Annotated in this window: 12 protein-coding genes; 9 read left to right on the top strand and 3 right to left on the bottom strand. The window is 66.3% G+C overall.

From position 1 onward, the window contains the following. Positions 1–61: 61 nt before the first annotated feature. A complete protein-coding gene (locus tag WN72_RS12265) occupies positions 62–985 on the top strand; it encodes a LysR family transcriptional regulator (RefSeq protein ID WP_092217882.1) in 924 nt (307 codons plus the stop codon). Positions 986–1,116: 131 nt separating this feature from the next. Here WN72_RS12265 and WN72_RS12260 read toward each other — a convergent pair whose 3' ends face one another. Continuing rightward, a complete protein-coding gene (locus tag WN72_RS12260) occupies positions 1,117–1,737 on the bottom strand; it encodes a glutathione S-transferase family protein (RefSeq protein ID WP_092217881.1) in 621 nt (206 codons plus the stop codon). A 129-nt stretch (positions 1,738–1,866) separates the two neighbouring features. On the opposite strand from WN72_RS12260, the gene WN72_RS12255 reads away from it, so the two are divergent. Continuing rightward, positions 1,867–3,141: a flavin-dependent oxidoreductase gene (locus WN72_RS12255; protein WP_092217880.1), complete on the top strand. Its 1,275-nt coding sequence runs from the start codon at positions 1,867–1,869 to the stop codon at positions 3,139–3,141. Positions 3,142–3,328: 187 nt separating this feature from the next. Here the strand turns inward: WN72_RS12255 and WN72_RS12250 are convergent, their stop codons facing one another. Beyond that, positions 3,329–3,748, bottom strand: a complete 420-nt coding sequence (locus WN72_RS12250) for a PaaI family thioesterase (protein WP_027558145.1) — start codon at positions 3,746–3,748, stop codon at positions 3,329–3,331. Positions 3,749–4,002: 254 nt separating this feature from the next. Between WN72_RS12250 and WN72_RS12245 the strand changes: the two genes are divergently transcribed. After that, the gene (locus WN72_RS12245) at positions 4,003–5,748 is read left to right on the top strand and encodes a sensor domain-containing diguanylate cyclase (RefSeq protein ID WP_092217879.1); all 1,746 of its coding nucleotides are present in this window, start codon (positions 4,003–4,005) and stop codon (positions 5,746–5,748) included. A gap of 6 nt (positions 5,749–5,754) precedes the next feature. Here the strand turns inward: WN72_RS12245 and mutY are convergent, their stop codons facing one another. Then, positions 5,755–6,852, bottom strand: coding sequence for an A/G-specific adenine glycosylase (gene mutY, locus WN72_RS12240; RefSeq protein ID WP_027558143.1), 1,098 nt, complete (start codon positions 6,850–6,852; stop codon positions 5,755–5,757). Positions 6,853–7,012: 160 nt separating this feature from the next. Between mutY and WN72_RS12235 the strand changes: the two genes are divergently transcribed. The 6 genes from WN72_RS12235 (at position 7,013) to WN72_RS12210 (ending at position 15,154) form a co-directional block, all read left to right on the top strand. Then, positions 7,013–7,510: a DUF721 domain-containing protein gene (locus WN72_RS12235; RefSeq protein ID WP_092217943.1), complete on the top strand. Its 498-nt coding sequence runs from the start codon at positions 7,013–7,015 to the stop codon at positions 7,508–7,510. A gap of 127 nt (positions 7,511–7,637) precedes the next feature. After that, positions 7,638–8,309, top strand: coding sequence for a DsbA family protein (locus WN72_RS12230; RefSeq protein ID WP_092217878.1), 672 nt, complete (start codon positions 7,638–7,640; stop codon positions 8,307–8,309). 217 nt (positions 8,310–8,526) lie between these two features. Further along, on the top strand, positions 8,527–11,991 hold the full coding sequence (smc, locus tag WN72_RS12225) for a chromosome segregation protein SMC (protein WP_092217877.1): 3,465 nt from the start codon (positions 8,527–8,529) through the stop codon (positions 11,989–11,991). 130 nt (positions 11,992–12,121) lie between these two features. Next, the gene (locus WN72_RS12220; protein ID WP_027558139.1) at positions 12,122–13,099 is read left to right on the top strand and encodes a small ribosomal subunit Rsm22 family protein; all 978 of its coding nucleotides are present in this window, start codon (positions 12,122–12,124) and stop codon (positions 13,097–13,099) included. Between the two features lie 138 nt (positions 13,100–13,237). Continuing rightward, positions 13,238–13,798: a LemA family protein gene (locus WN72_RS12215; RefSeq protein ID WP_027558138.1), complete on the top strand. Its 561-nt coding sequence runs from the start codon at positions 13,238–13,240 to the stop codon at positions 13,796–13,798. Positions 13,799–13,948: 150 nt separating this feature from the next. Continuing rightward, positions 13,949–15,154, top strand: a complete 1,206-nt coding sequence (locus WN72_RS12210; RefSeq protein WP_027558137.1) for a M48 family metallopeptidase — start codon at positions 13,949–13,951, stop codon at positions 15,152–15,154. The last annotated feature ends 160 nt before the right edge of the window (positions 15,155–15,314 follow it).

Raw genomic sequence — 15,314 nt, 5'->3', positions numbered from 1 at the left:
GATCATCGTTCGCCGATCGAAATTCTTCAAATCGATAGCGAATATGATATCTATTCGCCTCATGAATTTGAATTCGCTTGACCTCAATCTCCTGACCGCGCTCGACGCGCTGCTGCGCGAGGCCAATGTCAGCCGCGCCGCGATGAGGATGGGCCTGTCGCAGCCGGCGGCGAGCCACGCACTGCAGCGCCTGCGCGACATCTTCGGCGATCCGCTGCTGGTGCGGACCGGCGCGCGGATGGAGCTGACGCCGCGGGCACAGGCGCTCCGCGCGCCACTGGCGCAGGCGCTCGACCAGGTCCGCGGCCTGTTCCTGCCGGAGGACTTTGATGCCGCGCGCAGTGAGCGGCAATTCCGCCTGATGATGCCGGATCTGGCGGTCGAGCTGCTGATGCCGCCTTTGATGGAGAAGGTGACGCGCCTTGCGCCCAACGTCCGCATCGACGTCGTGCCGTGGCGGGGGCCGGCGATCTTCCACGCCGAGTTTGCCCGCACCATCGACCTCGTGATCTCGATCGGCAACGCCTTCAAGGGGTTTCACCGCCAGCTGCTCTACACCGATAGCGACGCCCTGGCGGTGCGGCGCGGCCATCCGATGGCTGCGAAGCTGAAGCGGCGTGAGGCATTCCTGGCCGCGCGCCATGTCGGCGTGATCATTCGCGGCAATGCAGAGGATCTCATCGACACCTGGCTGCACAGCAAAGGCATCGAGCGGCATATCTCGCTGGTGGTGTCGGGCTATCTCGAAGCGCTGCACGTCGCGGCGCGAACCGACCTCGTTGCCTTCGTGCCGCGCCGGCTGATCGCGGCGCTGTCCAAGCAGCTCGGCCTCGTCGCGGTGACGCCGCCGTTCGACCCTGGGATCGACGAGCAGTTCATGTTCTATCCGACCCGCGCGCAGATGGATCCGGGCTCGATCTGGCTGCGGCGGCTGATGCTGGAGACGGGACGGGAGCTGGAGCAAGCCAAGCGCAAGCTGCCGTAGGGTGGGCAAAGCGGCTTGTCCGCCGTAGCTCGAAGAGCGAACGCGGAAGCGTACCCACCATCTGTCGCCACCAGAGAAAGATCGTGGGCACGGCGCGTTGCGCCTTTGCCCACCCTACGGGAGCAGTGCTCCTACGCCTTCTGCGCGTCCATCACCTTGCGGATCGCCGGGCGATCGGACATGCGCTTGAAATGATCCGCGATCTTCGGCGTCGCGCTGATGTCGACGCTGTCGCCTTCGAGCCAGTGCGAGAGCGTGTGGAGATAGGGATCGCAGATCGTGAACTGATCACCCATCACCCAGGGCCCCCTGAACATCTTGTCTTCGATCAGCTTGAAGCAGGCGCCCATGGTCTGCGGGACCTTCGCCTTCATGTCCGCAAACGAGGTCTCCTGCGTCGCCCAGCGCGCGCCGCGCATCTTGTGGGCATGGTTGATGTGCACGGTCGAGCAGAGATAGGAGTTGAACGACTGCACCTGCGCGAAGTCGAAGGGATCGTCGAGCGGCGCAAGCTTCGCCTTGGGGAAGGTTTGCGCGATATAAGCGAGCATCGCCGGCGTCTCGGTGAGGACGCCGCGATCGGTCACCAGTGCCGGCACGCGGCCCTTCGGATTGATCGCGAGATAGTCAGGGCTGTTCTGCTGGTTGTCCTTGAAGCTCAGCCGTTCAGCCGTGTAGTCGGCGCCGGCCTCCTCCAGGGTCATATAGGTGGCGAGCGCGCAGGTGCCGGTGGCGTAGTAGAGCTTGAGCATGTCGGACCTCATGGGAAAATTGGAAATTAACGACTGTTGCCCCGGAGGTCCATAGCAAGACATCCTCTTCGCAGTTGCCCACCGCCGTCCGCCTGTGCCAAGACGCCGATGATCGGAGGGGGATTTGTCATGACGGTACTCATCGCCGGTGGCGGCATCGGCGGGCTGACGCTGGCGCTCAGCCTGCATCAGATCGGCGTTCCCGTAAAAGTGTTCGAGAGCGTCGCGGAACTGAAGCCGCTCGGCGTCGGCATCAACGTGCTGCCGCATGCGGTCCGCGAGCTGATCGAGCTCGGGCTGATGGACAAGCTGGATGCCAGCGGCGTGCGGACCCGCGAACTCGCCTATTTCTCCAAGCACGGCAAGCCGATCTGGAGCGAGCCGCGCGGGCTGGAAGCCGGCTACAAATGGCCGCAATTCTCGATCCATCGCGGCACGCTGCAGCAGCTCCTGCTCGACACGGCGGTCGAGCGGCTCGGCCGCGACAACATTTTGACCAGCCATCATCTGACCGGCTGGACCGAAACGGCGAACGGTGTGCGCGCCGACTTCATCGACCGGGCGACCGGCAAGGCCGCTGGCAGTTACGATGGCGCGATCATGATCGCCGCCGACGGCATCCATTCCGCCGCGCGAGAAAAGCTCTATCCGAACGAGGGCCCGCCGATCTGGAACGGCCGCATTCTCTGGCGCGGCGTCACGCCATCAAAGGCGTTCCTCACCGGCCGTACCATGATCATGGCCGGCCACGAAATCCTGAAATTCGTCTGCTATCCCATTTCGAAAGAGCCGGACGCATCCGGCAACCATCTGATCAACTGGGTCGCCGAGCGCCACATGCCGCCGACCTATCAATGGCGGCGCGAGGACTATAACCGCACCGCGCGGCTCGAAGAATTCCTGCCCTGGTTCGAGAGCTGGCAGTTCGACTGGCTCGACGTGCCCGGCCTGATCAGGAACTGCCCGCACGCCTATGAATATCCGCTGGTCGACCGCGATCCGGTGTCGCAATGGACCTTCGGCAAGGTCACGCTGATGGGCGATGCCGCACACCCGATGTATCCGATCGGCTCGAACGGCGCCTCGCAGGCGATCCTCGATGCCCGCGTCATCACCCGCGAGATTTTGGCGCACGGCCCGACACAGGCCGCGCTGCTCGCCTATGAGGCCGAGCGGAGACCCGCAACCACCGACCTCGTCCTGCTCAACCGCAAGAACGGTCCCGAGCAGGTGATGCAGCTCGTCGAGGAGCGCGCGCCTGACGGTTACAAGGTGGTCACTGACGTGCTGTCGCAAAAGGAGCTGGAAGACATCGCCGCCAACTACAAGCGCGTCGCGGGTTTCCAGGTCGAGGCGCTGAATGCGAAGCCGCCGATCGTGAGCAAGGACGCGCGCGCGGGTTAGCAGATCAGCGAACCGCGGGCTCCTTCCTTACCTCGCCCCGCTTGCGGGGAGAGGTCGGATTGCATCGCAGATGCAATCCGGGTGAGGGGGTACAGGTCTCACGACAATCGCATACGCGGAGAGAAGCCCCTCACCCCACCCTCTCCCCGTAAGAACGGGGCGAGGGAGTGAGAGCGCGATGCCCGCCTTACTTCACCACCCTCGCCGCTTCCAGCAACCGCTCGCTCGCGCTCGCCGTCGCCAGCACGGTGCCGTCCGCCGCCGTCAGCTTGCCCTCGACGAACGCAATGGTCTTCCCGAGCTGCGTCACCTTGGCTTCGCCAATGATCGGCCCGGGCTTTGCCGGCGCCAAGAAGTTCACGGTCATGCTGATGGTGGTGGTGTAGAGCCGCCCCTCGCTCATCACCAGCACCGCCGGGCCCATGGTGTCGTCGAGCATGGCCGAGAGCATGCCGCCCTGGATGAAGCCCGCGGGATTGCAGAACTCCGGCTTGCCGTCGAAGGCGAGCTTGATCCAGCCCTCCTCGGGGCGGGCGTCGAGCAGATGCCATCCCAACAGCTCGGCGCAGGGCGGCCTTGGAAAGTTGTCGAGCGCGGTCTTGACCATGCGGCACCTCCGTTACTGCCGACAGATAACCTAGCCCTGCTGACACCCTGGTGGCAGCAGACGACACGCCGCAGCGCGGCAGGCCCCGGGAAAATACGGAAAATTGTGCAGATCGAGGACAGTCCGCACGGCATTAAGCCCACCTCAACCAACCGATTTCACGACCGATTCAATACGATCCAATTGGGCAATCCGCCGGTAAGCGATTGGAAGCTACGACATGGCATGAGCGACGGTCACACCGGAGCCTTTCCATGCGAGCCCTCTTGCAGCAGGCAGCCAGCCGCCTGCATGCGATCGAAGATCGACTGACGGTACGGACGCAGATCGCCGCGGCCGTCGCCGCGATGTCCATCGTGCTGGTGGGCACGCTGGCAGCCGGCGCAGCCCTCATCAGCTACCGAAATACAGCCGCCCTGATCGAGAGCAGCCTCGCCGGGATCGCATCCAGCACCTCGGCCAGGCTCGATCGCTTCATGGCGACGCGGCAGCAGGAGATGAAGCTGTTCGCGGAGCTCCAGCCGATGCAGCGGCTGTGGCAGGGCAACCCCGATGAACTGCGCAGCGCGCTCGAGGCGCTGCAGCATTCGTTCGATTTCACCTGGATCGGCTTCGCCGACGTCGACGGCAACGTCGTCGCCTCGACCGGTGGCCTGCTGCAAGGCCAGTCCGTCGCCTCGCGGCCCTGGTTCAAGCAGGGCCTCGAACGGGTCGCCGTCGGCGACGTGCACGAGGCCATGCTGCTGGCCTCACTGCTGACGCAGCGCGCCAATAACGAGCCCTATCGCTTCGTCGACATCGCCGTCCCCGTCCGCGACGCCTCCGGCAAGCTGCTTGGCGTGCTCGGCGGTCATCTGGACTGGAATTGGGCTTCCAACCTGATCAAGGACGTCGAAGCCAATGACGGCAACACCGACACGCAGCTTTCGATCCTGAGCAAGGGTGGCGTCGTCCTAATCGGACCGCAGAAGGAAACGACGCGTTATGCCGGCGACGAACTCGCCGGCATCCTGAATGCCCGCGACGGCACCTTCCGCGAAACGACTGACGGGCGGCAGATGCTGACCGCGTTCCACGTCGGCCGCGGCTATCGCGACTATCAGGGCCTGAACTGGATCGTCACCGCAAGCCAGCCGGCGAGCGTGGCACTGGCCGCCGCGATCTCGTCGGCGCAGGCGATTCTGGCGATCGGCGGCGTCACCGCCCTCATCGCGTTGTCGCTGGCCGTGCTGGTCGCACGCCGGATCGCAGGCCCGATCATCGCCATCACGCAGGAAGCCGACCGTATCGGGCGCGCCCATGGCCCGACCATGCTGGCGCGACAGAGCGGCTCGGCCGAAGTCGTGCAGCTCTCTCGCGCGCTGCGCTCGCTGATCCGCCGCATCGGCCTCGCCGAGGAGCGCACCAAGGAAGCCGAGTTGCGCGCCACGGAGAACGCGATGCAGCTTCAGGAGGACATGCTGAAGCTGCGCCAGCTCGCCGACACCGATTTCATGACCGGCCTGATGAACCGCCGCTCCTTCCTCGCCGTCGCCGACGATGCCGTCGCGTTCTGCCGCCGCTACAAGCGCAACATGGCGACGCTGATGATCGACATCGATCATTTCAAGAAGATCAACGATACCCACGGTCACGCTGCCGGCGACGACGCCATCAAGCGCGTCGCCGAGATCGTCAGCCAGTCGATCCGCACCACCGACAAGGCCGCCCGCTTCGGCGGCGAGGAGTTCGTGGTGCTGCTGCGCGAGATCGACCAGGAGACCGCCATCCTGCTCGCCGATCGCATCAGGACATCGATCGAGAGCGCCACGGTGCGCCACGGCGACACCGTCATTCCCATCACCGTCTCGGTCGGCCTCGCGCTGTTCGACGACAGCGACCGCGACGTGCAGGACGTGATCGAGCGCGCCGACCAGGGCCTCTATGTCGCCAAGAAGACCGGGCGCAACCGCACCTTCTTGATGCCGGCCGAAGACGAGCGCGCGGCACGCGCGGCCTGACGATTTTCAGTCGAGCGCGTGCGCGATCACCTTGCGCATGACATTGGGCAGCGCCTCGCCGGCAAGGGTTGCGATCGGCACCCAGCGCATGCCCTCGGGCGCGCGCGTGCGCGCCTCCGCCTTCGCCGTGTAGACCACCAGCTCCAGCGGAAAATGCGTGAAGACGTGGGTGACGACGCCCACCTTGCGCTGCCAGCGCGACAGCCCCTTCAGTTCCGGCGCCTGCTGCTTCGCCGTCGCATCCTCCTGGCCGGCCAGCCAGTCCGAGCCCGGCACTTCCGTCATGCCGCCGAGCAGGCCCTTTTCGGGCCTCGAGCGGACAAGCAGCTCGTCGCCGCGCGTGACGACGAAGGCTGCGCCACGCCGTAGCGTCCCACTCTTCTTCGGCGCCTTGCGCGGGAACGTTTCCTGCGTGCCCTGCGCACGCGCGGTGCAGTCGTCATTCAGCGGACACAGCGAGCAGGCCGGCTTCTTCGGCGTGCAGATCGAGGCGCCGAGATCCATCAGCGCCTGCGCGCTGTCGCCGGCCCGGGTGTCGGCCAGAAGCGTCGCCGCCAACTGCTGGATCAGGGGCTTTGCCTGCGGGAGCTCTTCTTCAACCGCAAAGAGCCGCGACACCACGCGCTCGATATTGCCGTCGACCGGCATGGTGCGGCGGTCGAACGCGATCGCGGCGATCGCAGCTGCCGTGTAGGGCCCTATGCCTGGCAGTGCCCGCAGGCCTTCCTCGGTGTCGGGGAAGACACCACCATGCTCGCGCGTCACGGCGACCGCGCAGGCGTAAAGATTTCGCGCGCGCGAATAATAACCGAGCCCGGCCCACATCCGCAGCACGTCGTCCTGCGAAGCGCTCCCGAGCGCCGTGACGTCAGGCCAGCGCGCGACGAATTTTTCGAAGTAAGGCCCGACCGCCTTCACCGTGGTCTGCTGCAACATGATCTCCGACAGCCAGACGCGGTAGGGCTCCGATGCCTCGCCGGGCGGGGCGCGCCAGGGCAGCCGGCGGCGATGGCGATCGTACCATTGGAGGAGCGCGAGCGGACGCGATGTGGTCTCCGGCGGGGAAGGTTCCGGCTTCGGCTTGCGGGCGGATCTGGAGCTCATGCCTCACTGTAACGGCAAAGGCACCGGCCTCTCTACGTCATGCCCGCGCTTGTCGCGGGCATCCACGTCTTTCTTCGCAGGATACGTGGATGGCCGGGACAAGCCCGGCCATGACGGCATTGAGCCTATGGCCCGCCTCACGGAGTGCTATAACGCCGCCATGTCCAAATCCGGCCCGATCTTCAAACCCGGTCCCATCAGCGCAAAACCGCTCGGGATCCTGCTCGACGACGTCTTTGCCGAGGCCTATGCCAAGCAGGGTTTTGCGGCGCGCGAGCTGGTGACGCGGTGGGCGCAGATTGCCGGGCCCGAGATCGCGGCCCATGCCGAGCCGCTGAAGATGCAATGGCCGCGCCCCGTGGAGGGCCAGCCGCAGGAGCCGGCGACGCTGGTGCTGCGGGTCGAGGGGCCGATGGCGCTGGAGATCCAGCACTCCGCCGACGTCATCCTGGAGCGGGTCAACCGCTTCTTCGGCTGGAGCGCGGTCGGCAAGCTGGCCTTCCGCCAGGCCCCCCTGTCGCGCCCTCGGATCCGGAAGCGACCCGGCCCGCCGGACCCCAAGAGCGTCGCCAAGGTGGCCGAGAGCCTCGCGGACATCGAAGATGAAGAATTGAAGACAGCGCTGGCGCGGCTCGGGGCCGCCATCAAGCGAAATTGAGCCTCATTCCCCGGCTAATCTGGACCTGTCTTTGTCCCTCGCCATTGCCTCGAACGAGGTTTCAAGCTAGCGACAGGCCGCCCGAACGGGAACCTCGGGCGACACCTTGCCAATTCGGGAGCCGACCTTGATCATCACCCGCCGCGCCTTCACCACGATGCTGTCGCTGACCGGGCTTGCCGCGGTCGCCGGGCTCTCACCACTGCGGTTCATCTCCGAGGCGATGATCCCTGAGGCAAAGGCGCAGACCGCCGCCGACGTCGCCAAGCCGGTGTCGCTGCCCGACATGGCGCTCGGCCCGAAGGACGCCCCCGTCACCATCACCGAATTCGCCTCGATGACCTGCCCGCATTGCGCGGCCTTCAACGAGCAAGTGTTCCCCAAGATCAAGTCGGAATACATCGACACCGGCAAGATCCGTTACATCTTCCGCGAGTTCCCGCTCGACATCAAAGCTGCCGCCGGCTCGATGCTGTCGCGCTGCATTGCCAATGGCGACGCGACGAAATACTTCGCGGTCACCGACATGCTGTTCCGCCAGCAGAGCGACTGGGTGATGAAGAACACCACCGAGACCCTGACGCGGATCGGCAAGCAGGCCGGCCTCACCCAGCAGCAGGTCGAAGCCTGCCTGAAGGACCAGGCGCTGCTCGACAAGATCGCCGCCGACCAGAAATATGCCAGCGACATCCTGAAGGTGGATTCGACGCCGACCTTCTTCATCAACGGCGAGAAGATCAAGGGCGAGGCCTCGTTCGAGGAGTTCGCCAAGAAGATCAACCCGCTGCTCAAGAGCTGATTCGCTCGTCAAGATCCTGATTCGCATCTCGAAAGCCGTATCGTTCCCGTCATAAATCCCTTGGGAAAAGCGGCTTTCGCCGGTTGCCCTCGCGGCGCACCGCGGCCATTGTCCAGCCGCATGAGGCGCCTCGCGCGACTCGCCCGGATAGCGACATTGCCTTCCATGGTAGTGTCCCGGCAGGGGGATTCGCGCCTGCCAACAGAGATGCGTGCTTATGAAAATCACCCGCCTGCGCCTTCACGGCTTCAAGTCTTTCGTTGAGCCCACGGACTTCGTCATCGAGCCCGGCCTGACCGGCGTGGTCGGCCCCAACGGCTGCGGCAAGTCGAATCTCGTCGAGGCGCTGCGCTGGGCGATGGGTGAAACCTCGTACAAGAGCTTGCGCGCCGCCGACATGGACGCGGTGATCTTCGCCGGCTCCGGCAACCGTCCCGCGCGCAACCACGCCGAAGTGACGATGACGATCGACAATGCCGATCGCACCGCGCCGGCGGCGATGAACGACAGCCAGCTTCTCGAAATCTCCCGCCGCATCGAGCGCGAAGCCGGCTCGGTCTATCGCATCAACGGCCGCGACGTGCGCGCCCGCGACGTGCAGATCCTGTTCGCGGATGCCGCCACCGGTGCGCGTTCGCCCGCCCTCGTCCACCAGGGCAAGATCGGCGAGATCATCCAGGCCAAGCCCGAGCAGCGCCGCCGCGTGCTGGAAGACGCCGCCGGCGTCGCCGGCCTGCACGCCCGCCGCCACGAAGCCGAGCTGCGCCTGAAGGCCGCCGAAACCAACCTCACCCGCGTCGAGGACGTGATCGGCCAGCTCTCCGGCCAGATGGAAGGCCTGAAGAAGCAGGCCCGCCAGGCCGTGCGCTATCGCGAGGTCGCGGCCAAGGTCCGCAAGGCCGAAGCCACGCTGTTCCACCTGCGCTGGATCGGCGCTCATGCCGACGTCAACGAATCCGGCCAGACCCACGATCTCGCCGTGCGCGAGATGGCCGAGCGCACCCAGCACCAGGCCGAAGCCGCCCGCATCCAGGCGATCCGCGCCGCCGAAATGCCGGCGCTGCGCGATGCCGAAGCGCGCGCCGCGGCCGGGCTGCAGCGCCTCACCAATGCCCGCGAATTGCTCGACCGCGAGGAAGAGCGCGCCAAGGAGCGCGTCGCCGAGCTCGAGCGCCGCCTTGCGCAGTTCGAAGGCGACATTTCGCGTGCTCAGCAACAAACGATGGACGCCGACGTCGCGCTGCAGCGGCTCGACGCCGAAGACGCCGAGCTGAAGGAAGAGATCAAGTCGCGCGTCGAGAAGCGCTCCGGCGTCGACGAGCGCGTCGGCGAAGCCGAGGCGGTGCTGACCGAGACCGAGCAGCAGTTCGCCGAGCTCACCACCGCGCTCGCCGACCTCACCGCCAAGCGCAACCAACTCGAAGCCAACGTCCGCACCCATCGCGACAAGCTCGCCCGGCTCGACCAGGAAATCGCGAACGTCACCGCCGAAGAGCAGAAGCTCGCCGCGGATACCGGCGGCTTCGGCGATCTCGACGAGCTGACCGCGACGGTTGAGACCGCGGAGCAGACGCTGGCAGCTTCCGAAGCCGCGGCGCAGGCGAGCGAAGCCGCGCACGTCGCGGCGCGCCAGACGCTGGAATCCTCGCGCTCACCGCTGAACGAGGCCGACAAGCGCGTGCAGCGCCTCGAGACCGAAGCACGCACGATCTCCAAGATCGTCAACGGCGAGACCAAGAATCTGTGGCCGCCGATCATCGACGGCATCACCGTCGACAAGGGTTTTGAAAAGGCGATCGGCGCCGCGCTCGGCGACGATCTCGACGCGCCGGTCGACCCGTCAGCGCCGATGCGCTGGACCAATGCCGGCGTCACCGAGGGCGATCCGGAGCTGCCCGAAGGCGTCACCCCGCTCGCCAACCATGTGCAGGCGCCGGCCGAGCTGGCGCGTCGTCTGGCGCAGATCGGCGTGGTGCCGCGCGAGCGCGGCGCCGAGCTCGTCTCGCAGCTCAAGACCGGCCAGCGGCTGGTCTCGCCCGAGGGCGACGTCTGGCGCTGGGACGGCTTCGTCGCCGCCGCTCACGCCCCGACCGGCGCCGCGCGGCGTCTTGCCGAGCGCGCCCGTCTCGTCGACATCGAGAATGAGCTCGAGCAGGCCCGCATCGACGCGCAGATCAAGCGCCAGGCGCTTGAGAATGCCGAGTCCGAATTGCAGATGGCGGCCAGCACGGAAGGTGCCAGCCGCGAAGCCTGGCGCGCCGCGCAGCGCGAGCTCAACACCGCACGCGAACGTCATGCGAGCGCCGAGCGCGAGATCAGCCGCCACGCCGCACGCAAGGCGACGCTGTCGGAAGCGCATAGCCGTCTCGCCGCCGACCGCGCCGAAGCCGAAGCCGCGCATGAATACGCCGCCGCCGGCATCACCGAGCTGCCGTCGAGCGAGGACACCGAGACCCGCCTCGCCGCCGTCCGCAGCGACATCGAGGCTCATCGCCGCATGGCCGCCCAGGTCCGCGCTGAGGCGCAGGCGCTGGCGCGCGAGGCTGAACTGGCCGACCGCCGCGTGCAGGCGATCCTCGCCGAGCGCACCGAGTGGGCGAACCGCAAGGAGAGCGCGGCCTCCCATATCGACACCATCCAGGCACGTATCGCCGAACTCACGATCGAGCGCAGCGAGCTCGAAAACGCGCCGGCCGTGTTCGCCGAGAAGCGCAGCGCGCTGATCACCGAGATCGAATACGCCGAGAACGACCGCCGCATGGCCGCCGACGCGCTCGCCACCGCCGAGACCGCGATGGCCGAGACCGACCGCGTCGCCAAGCTGACGCTCGAAGCTCTCTCCAGCTCGCGCGAGGCCACCGCGCGTGCCGAAGAGCGCATGGAAGGCGCGCGGCGCCGGCTCGAGGACATCGAGCGCGAGATCCGCGACATGCTCGAGGTCGAGCCGCAGGCGGTTGCCGGCCTCGCCGAGATCGAGCCCGGCGCGGAGCTGCCGCCGCTGCACGACATCGAGGAAGACCTCGAAAAGATGCGCCGCGACCGCGAGCGCCTCGGCGCAGTCAATTTGCGCGCCGAGGAAGAGCTGCGCGAGGTCGAGACCCAGCACACCGGCCTCGTCACCGAGCGCGACGACCTCGTCGAAGCCATCAAGCGGCTGCGCCAGGGCATCCAGAGCCTCAACAAGGAAGCGCGCGAGCGCCTCCTGACCTCGTTCGAGGTCGTCAACAACCACTTCAAGCGCCTGTTCGTCGAGCTGTTCGGCGGCGGCGAGGCCGCGCTGCACCTGATCGAGAGCGACGACCCGCTCGAAGCCGGTCTCGAGATCATCGCCAAGCCCCCGGGCAAGAAGCCGCAGACGCTGTCGCTGCTCTCGGGCGGTGAGCAGGCATTGACCGCGATGGCGCTGATCTTCGCGGTGTTCTTGACCAACCCCTCGCCGATCTGCGTGCTGGACGAAGTCGACGCGCCGCTCGACGACCACAACGTCGAACGGTACTGCAACCTCTTGCACGAGATGACCGGCTCGACCGACACGCGCTTCATCATCATCACGCACAACCCGATCACCATGGCGCGGATGAACCGGCTGTTCGGCGTCACCATGGCCGAGCGTGGCGTCTCGCAACTGGTGTCGGTGAGCCTCGCCGAGGCCGTGGACATTCTCGACCAGAACGTGGCGTGACGCTGCGGTCGCGCCACACCCATTGACGTCATCATCCGCGAAGGCGGATGATTCAGTACGCCGTGACTTCTCGATTGACGGCACTGTCTCGGAGTACTGGATGCCCCGCCTGCGCGGGGCATGACTGCGGATGATGATAGCCCCCACCCTCCCCGCCGAATTGAAAGCCGCCCTCGACGGCAAGCTGCAGGGCTTCTCTCGTACCGACGCCGCACAACGCTCGCAGAAAATCTCCACCACCTATCGCGCCGGCGGCGGCTCGGGCACGATCAAGTCGGAGGCCGATGCGCTGGCTTACGCGCTGGCGCGCATGCCGGCGACCTACGCGGCCGTGGCCGCGAGCCTGAATGCGCTGACCGAGATCGCGCCAAGCCTTGCGCCTGAAACGCTGCTCGACGTCGGCGCAGGCCCGGGCACTGCGAGCTGGGCCGCCGCGGAGGCGTTTCCATCGCTGCAGGATTTCACCCTGCTCGACGCCAACCCCACGCTGAGCCGGCTCGCGCTCGAGCTGGCGCGCGACAGCTCGCGCCTTTCGGAGTGCCGCTATCTGCCGGGCGACGCCGGCGGCAACCTCACTGAAGTCTCGCAAGCCGATCTCGTCGTCGCCAGCTACATCATCGGCGAGCTCAATGAAGGCGACCAGCGCAAGCTGACGGAAGCGATGTGGGCCAAGGCGCGCCACGCGCTGGTCGTGATCGAGCCGGGCACGCCCGCCGGCTACGCCCGCATCCTCGCGCTGCGCCAGCAGCTGATCGCAGCTGGCGCCTACGTCGCCGCGCCCTGCCCGCACGAAAAGCCCTGCCCGCTCGTAGCGCCCGACTGGTGCCATTTCAGCCAGCGCCTGCCGCGCTCGCAGGCGCACCGCCAGATCAAGGGTGCCGAGGTGCCGTTCGAGGACGAGCGCTTCATCTACGTCGCCCTGACCCGTACGCCGCCAACGCGTGCGTCACGCGTGCTGGCACCGCCGGATGTCGGCAAGGCCGAGATCACGGCCAAGCTCTGCACCGAGAGCGGCGTCGAACTCGCCAAGGTCGCCCGCCGCGACAAGGCCGCCTATGCGGCTGCCCGGCGCTGGCGCTGGGGCGATGCCGTTATTGCCGAAAGTTAACCTCATTCAAGGCTTTCGCCTTGAACTTGGATGGTTCCCGGTTCGACCAAGTCTTACCTGCCCTCTGCGCCGGGGCTCTCGTCCTGCGCCAATTTGGTCTACCCTAGCGCCCGCCTCAATCCCCTTCAGGAGTCCTCCATGTCGACCGGCTGGATCGTTCTCGGCGTCATCGTCGTTCTCGTGTTCTTGGCCTTCAGCGCCTACAACCGCCTGGTCGCGCTGGGCCAGCGCGTCGGCCAGGCCTTTGCCGATATCGACGTGCAGCTCAAGCAGCGTCACGATCTCATTCCGAACCTGGTCGAGACCGTGAAGGGCTATGCCTCGCATGAGCGCGGCACGCTCGACGACGTCATCAAGGCGCGCAATTCGGCGATGTCGGCGCAGGGCCCGGCGCAGGTATCCGCCGCCGAGAACCAGCTCTCCGGTGCGCTCGGCCGGCTGATCGCGCTGTCGGAGGCCTATCCGGACCTCAAGGCCAATGCCAACTTCCAGCAACTCGCATCCGAGCTCTCCGACCTCGAGAACAAGATCGCGGCGAGCCGCCGCTTCTTCAACAACGCGGTCCAGGAATACAACACCGGCATCCAGCAGATGCCCGCCGCGCTGTTCGCCGGCATGTTCGGCTTCACCAGGAAGGACTTCTTCGATCTCGGCGCCAGCCGCACCGAGGTCGAAGCCACGCCTCAGGTGAAGTTCTGATTGCCTAGCATGTCCATTGTTTTTCTCCGTCATTCTGGGGCGTCACGAAGCGACGAACTATGGTGCGCAGTTGCGCACCAGGGAATCTCGAGGTTCCGGGTTCGCGCCTTCGGCGCGCCCCGGAACGACGGACATTGACGAAGGCCCGCCATGGCCGCGTATGGACTCTACACGCATATCGCCTCGAACAAGTTTCGTTCGATGCTGCTGCTCGCCGGCCTGTTCGCGCTGGTCTATGTGCTGGTCTATGCCGGCGCGCTGGTCGCTGAAGTTCTGATCGACAGCAATCGGACCGCCGCCTTCTACCTGAGCCACGCCTTCCATGATCTGATCGTCGCCGCGCCCATTGCGACGGTCGTCACAGTGGCCTGGGTCGTGATCGCCTATTTCTTCCACCAGTCGATGATCGACGCCGTGACCGGCGGCCACGATGTCACCCGGCAGGAGGAGCCGCGGCTCTACAATCTGCTCGAAAACCTCTGCATCTCGCGCGGCATCACCATGCCGAAGCTGAAGATCATGGAAAGCCCGGCGTTGAACGCGTTCGCGACCGGCCTCAACCCGCGGCAATACTCGGTCACCGTCACGACCGGTCTCCTCAGCGCGCTGAACGACAAGGAGATCGAGGCGGTGCTGGGGCATGAGCTGACCCACATCAAGAACGGCGACGTGCAGCTGATGGTGGTTGCCGTCATCATCGCCGGCGTGGTCGGCTTCTTCGGCGAATTGTTCTTCCGCCTGTTCACCAATTTCAGCTGGAACACCAGTGGCGGCTCGTGGTCGTCAGGCTCCTCCTCCTCGTCGCGCTCGTCCTCGTCGAGCGACAGCAAGAGCTCCGGCGGCGGCGCGGTGATCGTCATCATCATCGCGGTCGTGCTGATCGTGGTGGCCTGGCTGATGTCGCAGGTGGTGAAGCTGGCGCTGTCGCGCTCGCGCGAATATCTCGCCGATGCCGGCTCGGTCGAGCTGACCAAAGATCCCGATGCCATGATCTCGGCGCTGCGCAAGATCGAGGGCCGCGGCGAGCTACCGGGCGCGACCTCGGCGGTGATGGAGCTCTGCGTCGACAATCCGCGCGAGGGCTTTGCCGATTTGTTCGCCACCCATCCCTCGGTGCAGTCCCGGGTCGATGCACTGGTCAAGTTTGCCGGCGGCCACGATCCCGGCCCGCTGCCCGACCCGACTGCAGCGACGGATCAGCCCGAAGCGCAGGCTGACTCGCAAACCACCCCGCCGCCGCTATCGCAGGGACCGTGGGGCGATGCAGCCGGTCCGGCCAGTCCGCCGCCGATCCCCGCGCCCAGCCCCTCCGGAACCGCGGCTGGCAATCCGATGGGTCCCTGGGGCCGCCATTGAAGCAGGCACCGCGTGCGGCGGTTTCGCAACGATCAGGAAAAACCGCCGGAATAGCTGCATCGGCGTGCCGAGGATTTGAATTCTCCCTTGTTTCTGCCATGTTCGCGCCCAACAGCAGACTCGGGACATCGGTCTCGGGCCCGGCCGATTGCGACCTCGC

It is taken from the genome of Bradyrhizobium arachidis (assembly GCF_015291705.1).
Taxonomy (GTDB): Bacteria; Pseudomonadota; Alphaproteobacteria; order Rhizobiales; family Xanthobacteraceae; genus Bradyrhizobium; species Bradyrhizobium arachidis.
Note: the sequence above shows the minus strand (reverse complement) of the source record. Positions and strands in the feature narration are given on the sequence as shown.